The organism is Bradyrhizobium sp. IC3123 (genome assembly GCF_020193625.1).
Lineage (GTDB): Bacteria > Pseudomonadota > Alphaproteobacteria > Rhizobiales > Xanthobacteraceae > Bradyrhizobium > Bradyrhizobium yuanmingense.
Genome location: NZ_JADYVF010000002.1, coordinates 344,162 through 361,975, shown reverse-complemented (window position 1 = coordinate 361,975; position 17,814 = coordinate 344,162). Strand labels below are relative to the sequence as shown.

Annotated in this window: 17 protein-coding genes; 6 read left to right on the top strand and 11 right to left on the bottom strand. The window is 65.6% G+C overall.

Annotation, left to right across the window (positions count from 1 at the left end; genetic code table 11):
• The first annotated feature begins 27 nt into the window (after positions 1–27).
• Together mdcA and I6F20_RS07115 are read left to right on the top strand one after the other, a co-directional pair.
• On the top strand, positions 28–1,674 hold the full coding sequence (mdcA, locus tag I6F20_RS07120; protein WP_225125586.1) for a malonate decarboxylase subunit alpha: 1,647 nt from the start codon (positions 28–30) through the stop codon (positions 1,672–1,674).
• Positions 1,675–1,686: 12 nt separating this feature from the next.
• Positions 1,687–2,967, top strand: a complete 1,281-nt coding sequence (locus I6F20_RS07115) for a malonyl-CoA decarboxylase domain-containing protein (RefSeq protein ID WP_225125584.1) — start codon at positions 1,687–1,689, stop codon at positions 2,965–2,967.
• 21 nt (positions 2,968–2,988) lie between these two features.
• Here I6F20_RS07115 and I6F20_RS07110 read toward each other — a convergent pair whose 3' ends face one another.
• The 3 genes from I6F20_RS07110 to I6F20_RS07100 form a co-directional block, all read right to left on the bottom strand.
• Positions 2,989–5,247 (bottom strand): CHASE3 domain-containing protein, encoded by a 2,259-nt coding sequence (locus I6F20_RS07110; protein WP_225125582.1) that lies wholly within the window; start codon positions 5,245–5,247, stop codon positions 2,989–2,991.
• A complete protein-coding gene (locus I6F20_RS07105) occupies positions 5,244–5,666 on the bottom strand; it encodes a response regulator (RefSeq protein ID WP_036022871.1) in 423 nt (140 codons plus the stop codon). The genes I6F20_RS07110 and I6F20_RS07105 overlap by 4 nt, the downstream gene beginning before the upstream one ends.
• 238 nt (positions 5,667–5,904) lie before the next feature.
• Positions 5,905–6,618, bottom strand: coding sequence for a BA14K family protein (locus tag I6F20_RS07100; RefSeq protein WP_225113967.1), 714 nt, complete (start codon positions 6,616–6,618; stop codon positions 5,905–5,907).
• Positions 6,619–6,858: 240 nt separating this feature from the next.
• Here I6F20_RS07100 and I6F20_RS07095 point away from each other — a divergent pair, with 240 nt between their 5' ends.
• Positions 6,859–7,266: an NADH:ubiquinone oxidoreductase subunit NDUFA12 gene (locus tag I6F20_RS07095; RefSeq protein ID WP_036022873.1), complete on the top strand. Its 408-nt coding sequence runs from the start codon at positions 6,859–6,861 to the stop codon at positions 7,264–7,266.
• 422 nt (positions 7,267–7,688) lie between these two features.
• Here the strand turns inward: I6F20_RS07095 and I6F20_RS07090 are convergent, their stop codons facing one another.
• Complete coding sequence (locus I6F20_RS07090; protein WP_225125580.1) at positions 7,689–8,375, bottom strand: DJ-1/PfpI family protein; 687 nt, start codon at positions 8,373–8,375, stop codon at positions 7,689–7,691.
• A gap of 104 nt (positions 8,376–8,479) precedes the next feature.
• Between I6F20_RS07090 and I6F20_RS07085 the strand changes: the two genes are divergently transcribed.
• Positions 8,480–9,418 (top strand): GlxA family transcriptional regulator, encoded by a 939-nt coding sequence (locus tag I6F20_RS07085; RefSeq protein WP_225125578.1) that lies wholly within the window; start codon positions 8,480–8,482, stop codon positions 9,416–9,418.
• A 67-nt stretch (positions 9,419–9,485) separates the two neighbouring features.
• On the opposite strand, the gene bla is transcribed toward I6F20_RS07085, so the two are convergent.
• Positions 9,486–10,370, bottom strand: coding sequence for a class A beta-lactamase (gene bla / locus I6F20_RS07080; protein ID WP_225125577.1), 885 nt, complete (start codon positions 10,368–10,370; stop codon positions 9,486–9,488).
• Positions 10,371–10,468: 98 nt separating this feature from the next.
• On the opposite strand from bla, the gene I6F20_RS07075 reads away from it, so the two are divergent.
• A complete protein-coding gene (locus I6F20_RS07075; protein WP_346275590.1) occupies positions 10,469–11,365 on the top strand; it encodes a LysR family transcriptional regulator in 897 nt (298 codons plus the stop codon).
• A 42-nt stretch (positions 11,366–11,407) separates the two neighbouring features.
• Here the strand turns inward: I6F20_RS07075 and I6F20_RS07070 are convergent, their stop codons facing one another.
• Together I6F20_RS07070 and I6F20_RS07065 are read right to left on the bottom strand one after the other, a co-directional pair.
• Positions 11,408–11,662 (bottom strand): PepSY domain-containing protein, encoded by a 255-nt coding sequence (locus tag I6F20_RS07070; protein WP_036000102.1) that lies wholly within the window; start codon positions 11,660–11,662, stop codon positions 11,408–11,410.
• 38 nt (positions 11,663–11,700) lie between these two features.
• On the bottom strand, positions 11,701–12,747 hold the full coding sequence (locus I6F20_RS07065) for a bile acid:sodium symporter family protein (protein WP_225125576.1): 1,047 nt from the start codon (positions 12,745–12,747) through the stop codon (positions 11,701–11,703).
• Between the two features lie 204 nt (positions 12,748–12,951).
• Between I6F20_RS07065 and I6F20_RS07060 the strand changes: the two genes are divergently transcribed.
• Positions 12,952–13,980: a DUF2155 domain-containing protein gene (locus I6F20_RS07060; RefSeq protein WP_192893224.1), complete on the top strand. Its 1,029-nt coding sequence runs from the start codon at positions 12,952–12,954 to the stop codon at positions 13,978–13,980.
• 12 nt (positions 13,981–13,992) lie between these two features.
• On the opposite strand, the gene aat is transcribed toward I6F20_RS07060, so the two are convergent.
• The 4 genes from aat to I6F20_RS07040 are packed head-to-tail and all read right to left on the bottom strand — an operon-like array spanning position 13,993 to position 17,804.
• Positions 13,993–14,673, bottom strand: coding sequence for a leucyl/phenylalanyl-tRNA--protein transferase (aat, locus tag I6F20_RS07055; protein ID WP_225125575.1), 681 nt, complete (start codon positions 14,671–14,673; stop codon positions 13,993–13,995).
• 55 nt (positions 14,674–14,728) lie between these two features.
• Entirely contained in the window at positions 14,729–15,844 is a 1,116-nt protein-coding gene (locus I6F20_RS07050; RefSeq protein ID WP_225125574.1) for a sensor histidine kinase, read from the bottom strand.
• Complete coding sequence (locus tag I6F20_RS07045) at positions 15,841–16,281, bottom strand: response regulator (protein WP_036000093.1); 441 nt, start codon at positions 16,279–16,281, stop codon at positions 15,841–15,843. Before I6F20_RS07045 ends, I6F20_RS07050 begins: the two co-directional genes overlap by 4 nt.
• Positions 16,278–17,804 (bottom strand): sensor histidine kinase, encoded by a 1,527-nt coding sequence (locus I6F20_RS07040; RefSeq protein WP_225125573.1) that lies wholly within the window; start codon positions 17,802–17,804, stop codon positions 16,278–16,280. The genes I6F20_RS07045 and I6F20_RS07040 overlap by 4 nt, the downstream gene beginning before the upstream one ends.
• Positions 17,805–17,814 lie beyond the last annotated feature (10 nt).

Genomic DNA, 17,814 nt, shown 5'->3' with positions numbered 1-17,814 from the left:
GACAGCGTCGAGCGAAGGAGGTTCATCATGCACGCCACATCACGACGGGGCGCGGATCGCTCCGCGAGGCTAGCTCGGGCCGCCACGATCTGCTCTGAAAAGCTCTGCCCTGCCGAGCGCGCGACCGAGTTGCTCGAAGCGATCATCGAGCCGGGCGACCGCGTTGCCATCGAGGGCGACAATCAGAAGCAGGCCGATTTTCTTGCCGCCGCCCTGACGAGCGTGGATCCGGCGCAGATTCACGATCTGCACATGGTGCAGTCGGTGCTGGCGCTGCCCGATCATCTCGCCGTGTTCGAGCGCGGTGTCGCCAATCGGCTCGATTTTGCCTTCGCAGGTCCGCAGAGCCGCAAGCTCGCCGAACTGGTCGGCAGCGGCACGGTGAAGATCGGCGCAATCCATACCTATCTCGAGCTCTATGCTCGGATGTTGGTGGACCTGACGCCGCACGTGGCGCTGATCGTCGCCGACAAGGCCGACCGCAACGGCAATCTCTACACCGGTCCCAACACCGAAGACACGCCGACCATCGCCGAATCCGCGGCCTTTCGCGGCGGCATTGTCGTGGCGCAAGTCAACGAGATCGTTGACCGGTTGCCGCGAGTAGACGTCCCCGGCGACTGGGTCGATTTCGTCATACCGAGCCCAAAGCCTTACGCGATCGAGCCTCTGTTCACGCGCGACCCCGCCAAGGTAAGGGACGAGAACGTGCTGATGGCGATGATGGCGATTGCTGCGGTCTATGAGCCATTTGAGGTCCGGCGGCTCAACCACGGCATCGGTTACGCCACCGCGGCGATCGAGCTGATCCTCCCGACATTTGCCGCCCGGCGTGGCCTGAAGGGCAAGATCGCGAGCCAATTCGTGCTCAACCCGCACCCGACCCTGATCCCGGCGATCGAAGCCGGCTTCGTCGACGGCGTCTATTGCTTCGGCTCCGAGCTCGGTATGGAGCGCTACGTCGCAAAGCACGCCGATATATTCCCGATCGGCGCCGACGGCAGCCTGCGGTCGAACCGGGCACTGGCGCAGGTCGCCGGACAATATGCCTGCGACATGTTTGTTGGCGCCACGCTGCAGATCGACGCGCGAGGCAACAGTTCGACGGCCACAAAAGACCGGATCGCAGGCTTCGGCGGTGCGCCGAACATGGGCGCGGATGCACGCGGTCGTCGCCACGACAGCCCCACCTGGCTTCGCGCCGGTCAGGAAGCAGGCGATCCCTTACGCGGGCGCAAGCTTGTGGTGCAGATGGTGCAGACCCATCAGCCAAACGGCACGCCCAGTTTTGTCGAGCGTCTGGACGCGTTCGATCTGGCCGCCTCCGCCGGCTTCGCATTGCCGCCGGTGATGATCTATGGCGACGACGTGAGCCATGTCATCACCGAGAAGGCCGTGGCGAACCTGTTGCGCTGCCGATCACCGCAAGATCGCGAGGCGGCATTGCGCGCGATCGCCGGCGACACCGAATTTGGCAAGCGCCAATCGCCTGACACAACCGAGAGCCTCCGCCGTCGCGGCATCGTGATGTTTCCGGCAGACCTTGGCATCGACGTCGGCACGGCGACGCGCGATCTGCTCGCCGCCAAGACGATCGATGACCTCGTGGCCGCCTCGAGCGGACTCTACGCGCCACCGGCCAAGTTCCGCCGCGCCGTCACCGCCCAAGCTTGAGGAGGAATAGTCATGTCCGCAATCCGCCAAACTTTCAACGATCCATCCAGCACGACAATGCCGCTCCTCGATCGCGCGAAGCAGCTCGCAGCATCGCTGCTCTCCGAGCGCAGCCAGGCGTCAGGAGCGCTGGTCGCGCGGCAATTGCGCGAGATGCTTGGTGCACTCGACGACAACGATCGCCGCTGCTTTCAGCGCTATCTCGCCACGGAATTCCATCCTCACGGTCCGGCTTTGCGCGCGGCGGCGCAGCGCTACCTCGCCGAAGGCACCGCAGAAGCCGCGGCCGCACTCGCGCGTGCTGCCGAGCCGCCGCGCCAGGAACTGCTGCGGCGAATCAACATGGCACCCGGCGGGATCAGCGCGCTGATCGCGATTCGCAGCGAAATTGCTTCATACATGCGCACTGACCCCGAACTGAAGTTGCTCGACGCGGATCTCAAGCATTTGTTCGCCTCATGGTTCAACCGCGGCTTCATCGAGTTGCGGCGCATCGACTGGCAGACACCGGCCGCGGTGCTGGAAAAGCTGATCGCCTACGAAGCCGTGCACGAAATCAAGGGCTGGGACGACCTGCGCCGGCGCCTTGCACCCGATCGGCGCTGCTTTGGCTTCTTTCATCCCGCACTTCCAGGCGAGCCACTGATTTTCGTCGAGGTTGCTTTGATGGAAGGACTGGCCACGGCCGTGCAGCCGTTGTTGTCGCAGGACGACGGTGAAGCCATCGCGCAGCAACGCGCCGCGCGCGCCGACACCGCGATCTTCTACTCGATCTCCAATTGTCAGGACGGCCTGCGCGGCGTGGCGTTCGGCAATTTCCTGATCAAGCAGGTCGTTGAAGAGCTGCAGTCGGAGTTTCCGCAGCTGAAGCGTTTTTCCACCCTATCTCCGGTACCGGGATTTCGGCAATGGCTCGCTAATCGGCTTGCAAATGCAAGTGATCCCGATGCGGCGCTGTTATCGCAACTGGAGAGCGATAGCTGGTGGAATGACCCGGCGCAGAGCGAGAAGCTGCGCGTGCCCTTGCTGCGGCTCTGCGCTAGCTATCTGACACGGAAGCCCTCGATACGCATCGACCCCGTGGCGCGTTTTCACCTCGGCAACGGCGCACGGCTCGAGCGCATCAATTGGCTCGGCAATACCGCTCTGCGTGCGATTCAAGAATCCTTCGGGATCATGGTCAACTATCTTTATGACCACAACAGCATTGAGACCAATCACGAAGCATTTGTACGCGACGGCACTATCGTCCGTTCGCCTGATGTCGATGCTCTACTGCACATCACCGACTGAGCCGCGATCAAGTTCGTTGCGCTAGCTCGGCGCCATCCCGCCGCCGTTCAGCGCCTTGCGGATCATCTCGGCGAGCTGGTTGCGCCGATAGGGCTTGGTCAGCAGCAGCACGCCGTCGTCGAGCTTGCCGTGATGGACGATGGCGTTGTCGGTGTAGCCGGAGGTGTAGAGCACCTTCACGCCCGGCCGGCGCCTCGCCACCTCGTCGGCGAGCTCGCGGCCGCTCATGCCGCCGGGGATGACGACGTCGGTGAACAGCAGGTCGAAGCTCTGGCCGGCCTCGATCAGGTCCAGCGCCGCCTTGCCGTCGGGGGAGGCGACCGTCTTGTAGCCGAGGCTCTGCAGCTGCGCGGTGACGAAGTTGCGGACCAGCGGATCGTCCTCGACCACGAAAATGGTCTCGGCGCCGCCTTGGGCCGTCGGCGTGACGCCGGTTGCGATGTCCGCGGCGCCTTCGCCCGGCGGCAGATAGAGCTTGATCGTGGTGCCGTGGCCTTCCTCGCTGTAGATCTTGATGTGGCCGCCGGATTGCTTGACGAAGCCGTAGACCATGGAGAGGCCGAGGCCGGATCCCTTGCCGACCTCCTTGGTGGTGAAGAAGGGCTCGAACGCCTTCTGCTGCACGTCAGGGGGCATGCCGGTGCCGGTGTCGCTGACCGCGAGCATGATGTAGGGGCCCGCTGCCACGTCGGCATTGGCCTGCGCATAGGCTTCGTCGAGCACGACGCGGTGGGTCTCCAGCAGCAGCTTGCCGCCGCCCGGCATGGCGTCGCGGGCGTTGATCGCCATGTTGAGCACGGCGTTCGTGAGCCTGGACGGATCGATATGCGTCGTCATCGGCCCCTGTTCCAGGACGGTCTCGATCTGGATCTGCTCGCCGAGGGTGGGGCGCAGAAGCTTTGCGATGTCCGAGATCGCGGCGTTGATGTCGACGTTGCGCGGCTCGAGCGGCTGCCGGCGCGCGAATGCCAAGAGGTGCTGGATCAGCTCGGCGCAGCGTTCGGCGGCATCGTCGATCAGCCGGGCCGTGCGCTGCAGCTCGGGCTGATCCTTCAGGCGCTCCACCAGCGTCTCGGTGTTGCCGGAGATGACCGTGAGCATGTTGTTGAAGTCATGCGCGACGCCGCCGGTCAGCTTGCCGATCGCATCCAGCTTCTGCGACTGGTGCAACTGCCGCTCGGTCTCGCGCGAGGTCGTCGCATCGTGATAGACCAGCACCGCGCCGGAAATGTTGCCTTGCCCGTCCCGCATCGGCCGGCCGCTGACCATGAGATGGCGCGGCGGGTTGCCGCTGTGCGGGCGGACGATCATCTCCAGCTCTTCGAACTGCTCGCCGCGCAGCACGCGCGTCGATGGCAGCTCGTCGGCCGGAAGCGGCGTGACGCCGTCGCCGTGAAACACGTCGGACAGCGCGCGCAGATTGCCGACGTTCATGCCGGTGCGATGCAGCAGCATGCGCTCGGCGGCCGGATTGGACAGCAGCACGGTGCCCTCGGCGTCGATGACCAGCACCGCCTCCGCCATGCTGCGAAACGTGCTCTGGAGCACGTTGACCGACAGGCGCAATTCGTCATGCGCGGCGACGAGGTGCTCGGTGCGTTCGGCCACCGCCGCCTCGAGCGCCGCCTTGGCGGCTTGGGTCTGCTCGAGCGAGCTCTGGAGCTCACCCGTCGTGCGGCGGCTTTCGCGCATCACCAATGCGACCAGGAGCAGGATCAGCACGGCGCCGGCGACGTCGATGCCGAGCAGCACGATGCCGGTGCGGCGCGAATCCTGGGAGCGGGCGGCGAGCAGGCGTTCTTCCTCCGCGCTCAGGCGGTCGAGATTGCGCATCACCGTGTCCATGAGGCCGCGGCCCTCGGCCTTGCTGTTGAGCGCGGCAATGCCGGCCTGGTCGTTGGCGGCCCGCAGGCGCATCGCGGTGGCGGCGATCTCGATCCGGCGCAGCGCCAGCGGCTCGGTGCCCTCAAGCAGGGCGACCTGATCGGGGGTGTCGCGCACGTCGCGCTTGAGCTCGGCGAGGGCCGGCGCGAGCTTGGCGTGCACCGCCTGGAACTCGTCGCTGAAGCCCTGGCTGCGATAGAGCTCGTAGCCGCGCGCGGCGCTCTCGGCCCGGCGCAGCAGCACGCGCAGATCGGAGATCTTCTTTTGCACCTGGACGGTGTGGTTCACCGACGCCGCGTCGGACCGCGACTTGACGTCGAGGGCGATCGAGGCCGCGGTGATGATCAGGAGGATGGCAAGTCCAACACCGAGAATGACGCGCTGCGTTGGAATCAAGGGGCTTCTTTCTGGTCCTTCGGCGGCGCGCTCTCGCCCGCGCCGGCAAGGCATTCCCGGATCGTGGTCAGCAGCGCTTCCGGCGTGAACGGCTTGCGCAGGCAGCGCGTTGCGCCGAGCTCAAGCGCCATGCGGAGAAAATCGGGAGAGGGCGAGGCGGACGAGGCGAAGGCATAGCCTGACATCGCGATCAGCGGCGTGGCAGGGGCGCGCTCGTGAAAGATGCGGATGGATTCGAAGCCGCGCATATGCGGCATGAAGATGTCGACCAGCATGACGTCGAAGGCTTGCGATTCCAGCGCAGCCAGTCCTGTTTCGCCGCCGTCGGTCAGCGTGACGTCGAAGCCCTGACGTTGGAGGAGGACCTCGATGGTCGCGCCGACCATCGGATCGTCATCAACCACGAGAATACGCGGCATGACACTTCCCAGAAGATCGAAGTCCCCACTGTGGTTTGTGATATCCGCGAATCGTGGGTGCGGTCAATTTGCGATTGGATCGCGCAGGATATGCACGGTTTGGTGCATAAAGGTCCATTTGCATCGATTTGTATTTATCTGCGAGGGTGATGGAGCCGAAAGGAGCGAGGAAGGCGCCGATTGCAAAAAAGGCGCCGCATTGCTGCGACGCCTTTCGCCTCTAGTCTTCGCGATCTGCTTACGGGCAAGGATGCCGCCGGCCGTCGTAGCCGAGATAGGTGCCCGAGGCCGGGTCGTAAGATTTGAAGCGCCGCGCGCAATAAGCGGCGTCGCCGCCGCCATCCTGCACTACGGCAACCGACGGCTCGTCATAGTAGCCGTAGTAGTAGGGATCATCGTAATAGCCGTAGCCGCTGCCGTAATAGGCGTAGGAGCCGAGGCCGCCGATCGCGGCGCCAGCCGCAAAGCCCGGCCAGAAGCCGCCGTGGCGATGATGATGGTGGTGGCGACCGTGCCAGTGACGACCGCTCCAGTTGCCGCTGCCGCCCTGCCAATTGCCGCTGCCGCCCTGCCAGTTGCCCGCAACTGCAGCGCTACGGGTCCCACTGAAGCTCGGCGAGATAGCGGCACGGTCTGCCGCGCCCCCGACGAAACTGCCACCGCCCGGACGGACCGCGCCACCGCCTGCGAAATTGCCACCGCTCGGGCGCATCGCGGCTCCGCCCCCGAAACCGCCGCCACCGCCCTGGAACGCGGCGCCGCCGCCGCCCATGCGGGCGCCGCCACCGAAGCCGCCGCCTCCGCCACCGACCGCGGCACCTCCGCCACCGATCGCCGCACCACCGCCCGCTCCGACCGCGGCGGCACGACTCTGCTGCGCAAAGCTCGGGCTCGCCAAGGGAAGAACCAACGCCACCGTCGCAGCGGCACTCAACAATTTCAGACTGTTCATGGTAAACTCCTTTCCCGGAAAGCAACCCTGAGAAAGCGCGGGGGTTCCTGGGATCACGCCGGTTTGCGCGCGCATGGAGCCTCAGGTCCCGCCGCTGTACCGGGCATGAATGAATCGCGTCGGCTTTGCGGCAGGGGCGTGCGCGGCAGGCGGATTTGCGGGGGCGCCGACGCGCCTGCCGAACTGGACATTTCGCCCCCCGGATGGCATCAGGACCCCACGAAGCAGGGCCCTTGCCGCATGAAACAATTCTTCCTCAAGTTCTTCACCTGGTGGAATGGCCAGACCTTTGGCACCCAGCTCTGGACCAAGCGGTATGGCGAGCTGGTCGGCGAGGACGAGCAGGGCAACCGTTACTACCGCACGCGGGGCGGGGCGATCGATCCGGCGCTCGGCTTCGAGCGGCGCTGGGTGATCTATAACGGCTACGCGGAAGCGAGCCGGATTCCACCGTCCTGGCATGGCTGGATTCACCACGTCGTCGACAAGCCGCCGACCGAGATCGATTATCAGCCGCGCGAGTGGGAGAAGCCGCACCAGCCGAACCTCACCGGCACAGCGAAGGCCTATCGGCCCTCCGGCTCGACGCTCGCCAGCGGCAGGCGTCCCAAGGCGACCGGCGACTATCAGCCCTGGACGCCCGGCTAAGCCCCTTTCGGCCGACCCACGAATCACCATCGTCCAAAGCGGATGCACATGCATCCGCGCCGCGCCGCTGTGGACAACGGGAACAGCGGGGATGCCGCCTGCGCAGGTGTTGCCGCGAGGCGGGCGATGCGGCTCAATGATCCCATCTTACGGAGATGGGAGACCATCGCGTTCGGTTCGGGCAACAGTTCGCGACTGTCCCGAGATGCAGCGGCCGCCGAGGAAGGACTCGATCGGGAGATAGGCCCCCGGTCTGGAAGCTCCGACATCGCCCGATGTGAATGTGCAGCCACCGTGAGACAGGAAAGGCCGCTTGGGAAACCGAGCGGCCTTTTTCTGTCGTTGTTCGCCTCGCGTGTCCCGGGCGCGCTGCAGCGTGAAACGCTGCGCTGCGTCCGGGGTACAAGAGCAAGCCCGATCCTTTACGCCACCCGCTCGGCCGCGCGCTGCACCGCCTCGAGCCGCCGTGCATGGTTCTGCGCGCCGCGCTCCCTCAGCAGCGCCAGCACTTCGGCCGGCGCGGTGTCGGGTGAGCCCGCATTGAACGGCGGGGCTGGATTGTATTCCATCTGCAGCTGGATCGCTTCGGCCATGGTGCGATCGACCAAGATCGAGACCAGCGTCAGCGCGAAATCGATGCCAGCGGTGACGCCGCCGCCGGTGATGCGGTTGCGATCGACGCAGACGCGGGTCTTCGTCGGTGTCGCGCCGAACTGCGCGAGCATCTCCATTGCGCTCCAATGGGTGGCGGCGCGGTAGCCCTTCAGAAGGCCGGCGGCGCCGAGGGCCAGCGATCCCGTGCAGACCGAGGTGACGTACTTGGCGCCTGCCGCTTGCCTGCGCAGGAATGCGAGCACGTCCTCGTCGTTGAGAAGGTCGTTGGTGCCCTGGCCGCCCGGCACGCAGATGACATCGAGCTGGGGGCAATCCGCAAAGGTCGTAGTCGGCGTCAGCGTCAGCACGGAATCGCTCGGCACCGGCTCGATCCGCTTCCAGATCAGGTGCAGCTTTGCGTCCGGGACCATGGCGAACACCTGCAAGGGGCCGGTGAAATCGAGCTGGGTGACGCGCGGAAATACCAGGATTCCGATCTGGAGCGGTGACGACATGGGAGCCTCCGATAATGCGCTTGACGCCGGCAGAATGGCATGGTGCCCTCAAGTCAGAAATGGCATAATTCCCTCGCTTTCGGACATACGTTACGGCTTGGCCCATGATCGGCATCCTGATCTTCCCGGACTTCCAGCTGCTCGATGCGGCAGGTCCGATCTCGGCGTTCGAGATCGCAGCGCGCTACGTCGGCAAGGCGCCAGCCATCCGCGTTCTCGCTGCCAAGCCGGGGCTGGTGCGCAGCTCGTCGGGCGTCGAGATGATGGCGCGTGACTTCAAGACGGCGAACGCGATCACGACGCTGGCCGTGGCCGGCGGCAGCGGCGTTGCGGAGGCCGCGCGCTGCGAGATCACGCGGGCCTTCGTGCAGCGGCTGGCAAGGCGCGGCGTGCGGGTCGCGAGCGTCTGCTCGGGCGCCTTCGTGCTGGCCGAGGCGGGGCTTCTCGACGGCCGCCGCGCCACCACGCATTGGGCGCGGACGCGCGAGTTCGTCGCGCGCTTTCCCAAGATCAAGTTCGAGCCCGACCAGATTTTCACCCGCGACGGCGATATCTGGACTTCGGCCGGGATTTCCGCCGGTATCGACCTCGCGCTCGCGATGATCACCGAGGACCATGGCGAGGAGATCGCGCAGGCAACTGCGCGGCAGCTCGTTCTGTACCATCGCCGCAGCGGCGGCCAGTCGCAGTTCTCGTCGCTGCTGGAATTGAAGGCGCCAAACGGACGCTTCGGCACGCTCTTGTCCTGGGCACGCGAAAATCTCGACGCGCCGCTGACGGTGGAGGATCTCGCCGATCGCGCCGGCATGAGCGCGCGGCATTTTGCCCGTGCCTTTGCCGCCGAGACCGGCACGACACCGTCCAAGGCGATCGAGCGGCTCAGGCTCGAAGTCGCGCGCGAGCGCGTGCAGTCTTCGCGCGAGGCGATCGAGCGCGTCGCGGAGGTGACCGGTTTCCGCGACCCCGAGCGCATGCGGCGTGCCTTCATCCGCGCCTATGGCCAGCCGCCGCAGGCGCTGCGGCGCGCGGCGCGGGCGGGGTAGGGCGCCCGGCACCAGCCTCCACTCGAAGGGCCCTGCCGGGCTTCGGTGCGAACGTCAGCTTGCGCGGTCAACCGAATTCCTTGCCGACCTCTCGTCCAACGGAAGCGATCACCTCATTCTGGGCGCCGAAATCGACAGAGGCGCCCGTGAGATAAACTGCAACGATGAGCGCCGAGCGCTGAGGCGGCCATGCGATCGCGACGTCGTTGTTGGTGGCGTGGCCGCCCGTTCCAGTCTTGTCGCCCACGCGCCAGCCCTGCGGCAAACCGGCGCGCAATCGGCTGTCTCCGGTCTTGTTCGCGATCATCCATTTGGACAGCTGCTCCCGAGCCGCCGGCGGGAGCACGTTGCCCAGCACCAGACGCCTGTAATTCTCAGCCATCGCGTTTGGGCTCGTCGTGTCGCGAACATCGCCGGGCGCAGCTTCGTTCAACTCGGTTTCGATGCGGTCCAATCGGGTCACGTCATCACCGAGGCTGCGCGCGAAGGCGGTCAAGCCGGCGGTGCCTCCTATGTTCCTGAGAAGCAGATTCCCCGCCGTGTTGTCGCTCCTCGTAATGGCGGCCTCGCAGAGCTCGCGCAGCGACATGCCTTCCGGTCCGACATGCTCACGGGTGATCGGCGAATTTTCGACGATGTCGGATTGTTCGATGCGAACGCGTCGATCGAGGCCGTCCAGCTTGTCTCCCAGCCTCTTCAATATCGCTGCGGACGCAAGCACCTTGAAGGTGCTGCACATCGGAAATCGTTCGTCTCCCCTGTGATGCATCGATGCTCCGGTTTGCGTGTCGAGCACGGCGACGCCGAGCCGACCGCCGCTTTTCTTTTCAAGTTGTCTGAAGGCCTCCAACAGTCGTGTTGTTTCGAGTGTCGAAGCGCTCGAGATTTTCGAGAGGAAGAAATGTCCTGCGAGCACAAGTGTGGATGATCCGAACTGACGTCGCGTTAGCATCGTGAACTCCCATTAAACGTGCGCTTTTTTGCTGCGTGCTGCCGCGATTGACAAACGATGCTTCGTAAGGCCAACCATAAGTAAAACTTGGATCAGACGTGGCCCGCCGACCTCCCAGGATTTCCAATCTTCCGCTGAACGCGCTGCGTGCCTTCGAGGCGGCAGCGCGTCACCTCAGCTTCACCAAAGCCGGTTTGGAACTTCGCGTATCGCAAGCCGCTGTGAGCCAGCAGGTGCGAACTCTGGAGCGAAGCCTGCGTGTGGAGCTGTTCAGGCGGCTCACGCGCGGGCTTGTCCTGACAGAGGAAGGCGAGACTCTGTTGCCTGCCATTTCCGATGCTTTCGGCCGCATCAACCAGGTGCTGGACCGTTTCGAAAATGGCCGCATGCGGGAGACGCTGATGATCGGCGTCGTCGGAACCTTCGCAGCAGGCTGGCTCGTTCCTCGCCTCCAGGCTTTCACCTCGAGCCACCCGCAGGTCGATATCAGGATCCTTGCGAACAACAATCGTGTCGACCTCGGCGCCGAGGGCCTGGACTTCGCCATTCGATTCGGCGACGGCGCCTGGCACGGTACCAACGCAGAGCGTTTGGTCGATGCTCTCTTCACTCCGATGTGCACGCCAACGATAGCGAAGCGTCTCAAAGACCCGATTGATCTCCATCAAGAGGTGCTGCTGCGTTCCTACCGATCCGGCGAGTGGACGCAGTGGTTCGAGGCAGCGAAATGCAGTCAGCCCCGCATGACGGGCCCGATGTTCGATTCATCGATTTCGTTGGCGCATGCTGCAGCTCGAGGAGGCGGGGTCGCACTTTTGCCGGTCATCTTGTTCCGGGAGGAGGTCGCCCGGAAGCGCCTTGCTTGTCCCTACAACACTCGCGTCAATCTCGGATCGTACTGGCTCACGTCCCTCAAATCAAAGCGGCACACGCACGCGATGCAGGCATTCCGGCAGTGGATATTGGCCGAACGCAAGAGGATGGAGTTCAAATGAGCTTGGCGCAGTCCGCCTTGCTCAAGCGGACTTCGGCGATGCTCACTTGTCCGGCTTCTCGCTCACGATGGCGCCGGTTTTGGGATCGGCACGGAATTCCATCTTCTGGCCGTTCTTGATGCCTTCGCCCTCCCACCGGCCATCATCGGCTTCAAGCTTGGTGACCTCGGAATAGCCCGCCTCCAGGATCTTGGCTATCACTTGTTGCATCGGCATCCAGTCGGGGCCGGGTCGATCGGCTCTCGCGGCCGAGCCCAGCGCGAGCGAGCCGAGAACCAAAATCACGGCAAACCTCATCGCGACCTCCTTTGGGTAACAGACCTTGAACGGCCACCTTAGATTGTTGTTCCTTCACGGCGCTCCTGTGACACAAACGAGTGAACTTCGGCCTTTTTTGCCTCGCTGGACCCATTCGTGCGTGCCGTCAGGCGCCTTGCGATCGGCATCAGCATGTACGGCGCAAAGTGAATCGGAAACTGCGTCAGCGCGAAATAGAGCCAGGTCGTCGCCGGCAGCGCGCCGGCGGTGGCCGCCAGCATCAGGCCCAGATTGCGCTGTGACACCATCAGGCCGAGCGCGAACGCGCGCTCGGTGCCGGCACGTCGGAAGATCAGCGTGGTTGCGGCGAGGAGGGTGAAGTAGACCGCAAAAGCGAGCAGCGCGACGGCGATCGTGAACAGCGGATCGGCGAGAAACTCGGTTGCGACGTCGCCCATCACTGCGGAGGCGAACACCAAGAGTATGATGATGTTGAGGCCGTCGATCGGCCGCTTGTGGCGCTGGATTGCATCACTGCCCACCAGACGGCGGATGATCGTGGCGGTCACCAGTGATGCGGCGAGGATGCCGAGCAGCTTCAAGCCGAGCGTCATCGGAGAGATGCTGAGCATGCCGCCGAGAAACAGGCTCGCGTACAGCGAGGCGGTGAATGGCACGAGCGCGGTCGAGGTCACCAGCGTGACCAGCACCAGCGCGGCATCGAGGCCCATCAGCGCGGCAAGCGCTGGCGCCGCCATCATCGGCGAGGCCATGCCCTGGAGCATCAGCGCGAGAGCAAGGCCTGGAGAGCTCGTGGAGAGCCCCGTCGCGTGGGCAGCGAGGGCGAAGATCAGCGGCACACCGATCGTGGTCCAGGCGGTGGCGGCCGCGACCAGCGCCGGCCGGCGCAGATGTCCGTACAGCGCGACGAGATCGACGCGCATGAAGGAGATGCAGAGCAGAAGAAAGATCGCCTCGGTGACGTAGGGGCGCAGCAGCGCGCCGAGCGGCGGCACCGCGACCGCGATGAAGGCAATCGCCGCCACCGCGCGCGTGCCCTGGCCACCAAGCCAGCCGAGGGCACGCAGGGGAAGGGCGAGGACGGCTCGGAGGAGGGAGGGCATTTCTGTCGGTATTATCGGCTGCGTAGCGCTTTCGAGGGCATGCTCGCCTTCGGCCATGGGGGTGCCCCGGCGAGGGGCTCAGGACTATCCCATCCGGGAGCCGGCCTGGCCAGACAGGGCCGGGAAGGGCAGGGATGCCGCCCTTCCCCCGCCGTATTCGGCGTGTTAACCGGAAGGCCTGCGAGCGGCGGTATCCCCTGTAGAATGTCCAACGAGCCCGATTCGCTGTTGAAGCCGCGCGAAATGTTCAAAACCTTTTCCCTGACCGGTCTTGCGGCGCTTTTGGCCGCCACCGCACTGACGGCTGCGACGCCGGCAAGTGCGCAGATCGGCACGATCTTCTCCGATCCGCCGCCGCTGCGGCCGCCCGGCAGCATTCCGCGCGGCCAGCCCCAGCCGCAGCAGATGCCGGAGGACGACGAAGAGGTGCCGGAGCTGCCGCCGCAGGGCCGGGTGCTGCCGTCGCGCCCGATGCCGCCGCCTCCGGGCCGGCAGGGCAACGTGATGCCCGGGCCGGTCGAGACCCAGCCCCTAGCACCGCCGCCGGGCTCGACCCTCGCACCGCCGAACCAGCCGCCCTCGGCCGCGATCACTCCGCCGGGTCCGCAAGGCGCTCCCGGAGCGCCCGGTCAGCGGCAGCCCCAGCAGAAGGGCGGCGTGCCGCAGACGCCGGCCAGCCTCCAGCCGGGCGACGAGGTCGTGACGGAGCCGCCGGCCCAGAAGATCGTGAACAAGAAGGCGACGTTCTCCGGCCTCGACAAGATCACCGGGCGCATCATCAATTTCGACGAGGAGATCGGCGAGACCGTCCAGTTCGGTGCGCTCCGCGTCAAGACCAACGCCTGCTACACGCGTCCGGCGACTGAAGCGGCCAACACCGACGCCTTCGTCGAGGTCGACGAGATCACCTTGCAGGGCGAGGTGAAGCGGATCTTCTCGGGCTGGATGTACGCGGCGAGCCCCGGCCTGCACGGCGTCGAGCATCCGATCTACGACATCTGGCTGACCGACTGCAAAGAGCCGCAGCAGACCGTGGCGACGGCGGCACCGGATCCGGCCGCGGCCAAGCCGCCGCCACCGCCGCCCGCGCAGAAGAAGGCCGCGCCCAAGCAGGTGCAGCAGCGCCCGCCGCAGCCGCTGCCGCCGATCCAGCAGCAGCAACCGGCGCCGCCACCGCCGCCACCACCGGAGCAGCGCCCGGGCCTGTTCGGCATTCCCGGATTTGGCCGCTAACCGAGCTGTTCGTTATTGCCGCGCAGCGATGATCTCGAGGGCTCGTGCGCCCGGGATCGCTTCGCCGGCGGAGAGCTTCAGGAAATCGCCGGGCTCGCCCGCCAGCGCCTTGTCGAGCAGCGCGGTATAGCGTCGCCGCGAGATCTCGACGGCGCCGAAGCTCTTCAGGTGCTCGGTGACATATTGGGTGTCGAGCAGCTCGAAGCCGCCGTGAATGAGCCGCGCGACCAGATGCACCAGCGCGACCTTCGAGGCATCGCGCACATTGTGGAACATGCTCTCGCCGAAGAAGGCCCGCCCCAGGCTGACGCCGTAGAGACCGCCGACCAGCTCGTCGCCCTGCCAGGCTTCGACGCTGTGGCAATGGCCGAGCTCGAACAGCCCGCCATAGAGGTCGCGGATGCGCTTGTTGATCCAGGTATCCTCGCGGCCCACTTGCGGCGCCGCGCAGCCGGCGATGGTCGCCTTGAACGCGGTGTTGACGGTGACGCGAAACTGATCCGAGCGCACGGTGCGCGCGAGGCGCGAGGCGACGCGGAAGCCGTCGAGCGGGATGACGCCGCGCAGCTCCGGCTCGACCCAGAACAGGGTCGGATCGTCGGCGCTTTCCGCCATCGGAAAGATGCCGCAGGCATAAGCGCGCAGCAGCACGGCCGGCGTGATTTCAGACGGGGCGGAGTCGCGCGAAGTCATGGCTTGCCATCATAGCAGGATCGCAATGCAGTTGCGATGGGTGCGGCCGGACCGCTCAGCTGGCGGCAGCGGTGCTGGTCTTGCCGACGCTTGCGGGCATGCGGCCGAACTTCAGCACGACCCGGGTTCCGGAATGCGCGGGATCGCGCTCGACCGCGGCGTCGAGCTTGGTGGCCATGGCCGCGACGATGCGCTGGCCCATGCCGGTGGAGCGCGGATCGGCCTTGGCGTTGTCGCCGACGCCGTCGTCGGTGATCGAGAGCAGGAGGTCATCGCCTTGCGAGATCAGCTCGACATGGATCGGGCCGGCGCCGTCGGGGTAGGCGTATTTCACCGCATTCATCACCAGCTCGTTGACGATGATGCCGACGGCGACCGCACGGTCCGGATCGATCTCGATCGGCTCGGCCTTCAGCGTCAGGCGCGACATGCGGTTGCCTTCGGCCGACCGCCTGAGATCCTCGAGCAGCGAGTCCAGATATTGATTGAGGACCACGCTCTTGAGGTCCTGCGAGGTGTAGAGGCGGCGGTGCACCTGCGCCACCGCGGCGACGCGGCCCATCGCGTTGGTCAGCGCCGCCTTGACCTCGTCCTGCGCGGCGGAGCTTGCCTGCAGGTGCAGCAGCGAGGCGATGATCTGGAGCGAGTTGCCGACGCGGTGGTTGACCTCGCGCAGCAGGAGCTCGCGTTCGGCGGCGAGCGCCGCGTAGCGGTCGCGCGAGGCGTGGATCTCGGCCTCGGCTTCCTCGCGCGCCCGTTGCAGCTCGGCCTGGCGCAGCGCGCCTTCGGCCGCGACGTGGAGGAGCGGGATGAAGTCGCCCTGGACGTCCTTGACCAGATAGTCGGCCGCTCCCGCCTTGAGCGCCGTCACCGCGATGCTGGAATCCTGCGAGGCGGTCACGAACACGACGGGCGGCGCGTCCGGGATCGCCATGATCTGCTCGAGCGTCTCGAGCCCGTCGAGGCCTGGCATGTACTGGTCGAGCGCGACGACGTCGATGCCGCCTACGGTGCTGTTCTGGGCGGCGGCGCGGCGGATGTGCTCGAGACCTTCCTCGCCGCTCGCGGCATGGACGACCCGGAAGCCGCGCCGCGTCAGGCCGCGATCGACCAGGCGCGCCAGCGCCCCGTCGTCGTCGATGTAGAGCAGTGTCGGCGTGCGCTGGTTCATGTGGCGGCGGGCGGGACCTGGATGACCGAGAAGAACAGACCGAGCTGCCGGATGGCGTTGGCGAAATTCTCGTAGTTGACGGGCTTGGTGATGTAGACGTTGCAGCCGAGCTCGTAGCAGCGCTTGATCTCCTGGGAATCGTCGGTGGTGGTCAGCACCACCACGGGCGAGGCCTTCAGGTACTTGTTCTCCTTGATCTGCTTCAGGATGTCGATCCCGGTCATGTCGGGGAGGTTGAGGTCGAGCAGGATCAGGAGCGCGTTGCCCTTCTGCACCAGCCCGGAGCCGTCGGCGCCGAACAGGTGCCGCATGGCGTCGGTCCCGGTGGTGAAGGAGACGATCTCGTTGTTGACGCCCGAGCGGCGGATATTGCGCTCGATCAGACGGGCATGGCCCTCGTCGTCCTCGACCATGATGATGGTGACAGGCTGGGTCATCGATCTCTGTTCCGGTTGCTCACGTTCCAGGCGATCGGCAGCGTGATCGTGAAGGTGCTGCCCGTGTTGAGTTCCGATGATACCGACATGGTGCCGCCGAGGCGACGCACAAGTGCACGCACATGGGCAAGACCAATGCCCTGGCCGGGCTTGTCCTGGGTTCCCGCGCGGCGGAACAGGTCGAATATCCGCTGGTGGTCCTTGGGATCGATGCCGCGGCCGTTGTCGCTGACCTCGAAGATAGCGTAGCCGAGCTTGGTCCGCCCGCGGATTCTGATCTCGCCGGGCAGGCCGGGCTTGAGATATTTGATGGCATTGTCGATCAGGTTGGAGAAAATTTGCTCGAGGGCGAGACGGTCGCTCACGAGGTCCGGCAGGGGCTCGACGTGAATCTCGGCCTGCGCCTCGGCGGCCTGGTGCGCCAGCGTCGTCACGATGGCCTCGATCAGCTCGCGCGTGTCGACCTTCACCGGCTGGAATTCGCGCCGGCCCTCGCGGGTGAGGTTGAGGATGGCCGAGATCAGCCGGTCCATCTTGGCGATCGACGATTTGATGAAGCCGAGCGCTTCGGAGAAATCCTCATGGAGCTGCTTGTCGGCGCCCTCGAGGGCGATCTCGCCCGGAGCGGCGGGCGCGAGCGGCGCTCCATCCGCGGGGGCGTGCGCGAGGCTGCCGATGCGGCGGAAGATGTCGCCGCCGAGCTCTTCGAGCTCGCTCGTGAAGCCCATGATGTTGACGAGCGGCGAGCGCAGATCGTGGCTGACGATATAGGCAAAGCGCTGGATCTCGTCGTTGGCTTCGCGCAGATCCGCCGTGCGCTCGTCGACGACGGCCTCGAGATTGAGGTTGGCATCGCGCAGGCGCGCTTCGGCCGCATCGCGTTCGCGTGTCGAACGCCGCACCAGCCAGATCGAGATCAGCGCCAGCACCACAACCAGGCCGGATCCGATACCGGTCATCGAAGCGGCCAGGGTCTGGCTGCGGTCGGAGTTGGCCGTGCGGAGGCGGAATAACCGTTCCTCCTCCTGAAGCATTCCCGTCGCGACTTCGGCAATCGCCGCCGTGGTATCGGCGGAGGCTAGCTCGCGCACCAACCCTGCGGCCTTCTCCGGCTGACCCTGACGGATGAAATCCATCTCCTGCGCGAATTGGCCGAGCCGCGTCTCGATCACCGAACTCAGCTTTTCGATGCTCTTGCGCTGTTGCGGATTGTCGCCGATCAGGCGTGTAAGCCTGTCGAGCGCTGGCACGATTGCAGCGATGGCCTTGTCGTGGTCTGCCTTGAAATCCGATCTTTGGGTCAGCAGGTAGCCGCGGGCGGTGCTTTCCGCACGCCGGATTTCCAAGAGGAGGGCGTTGATCTGGTTTTCAGCCTCGATGGTGTGAACCACCCACTTGCTGTCCTCCCGCGCCTTGTTGACGAGGTAGACGGAACCGGCGCTGATCACGGTCAGCACCAAAAGGCCCGCCGCGAACAGCAGGATCTGCCAGAATGCGCGCCGTCGCTGGCCTTCAGCCGTCACGACGGTTCAC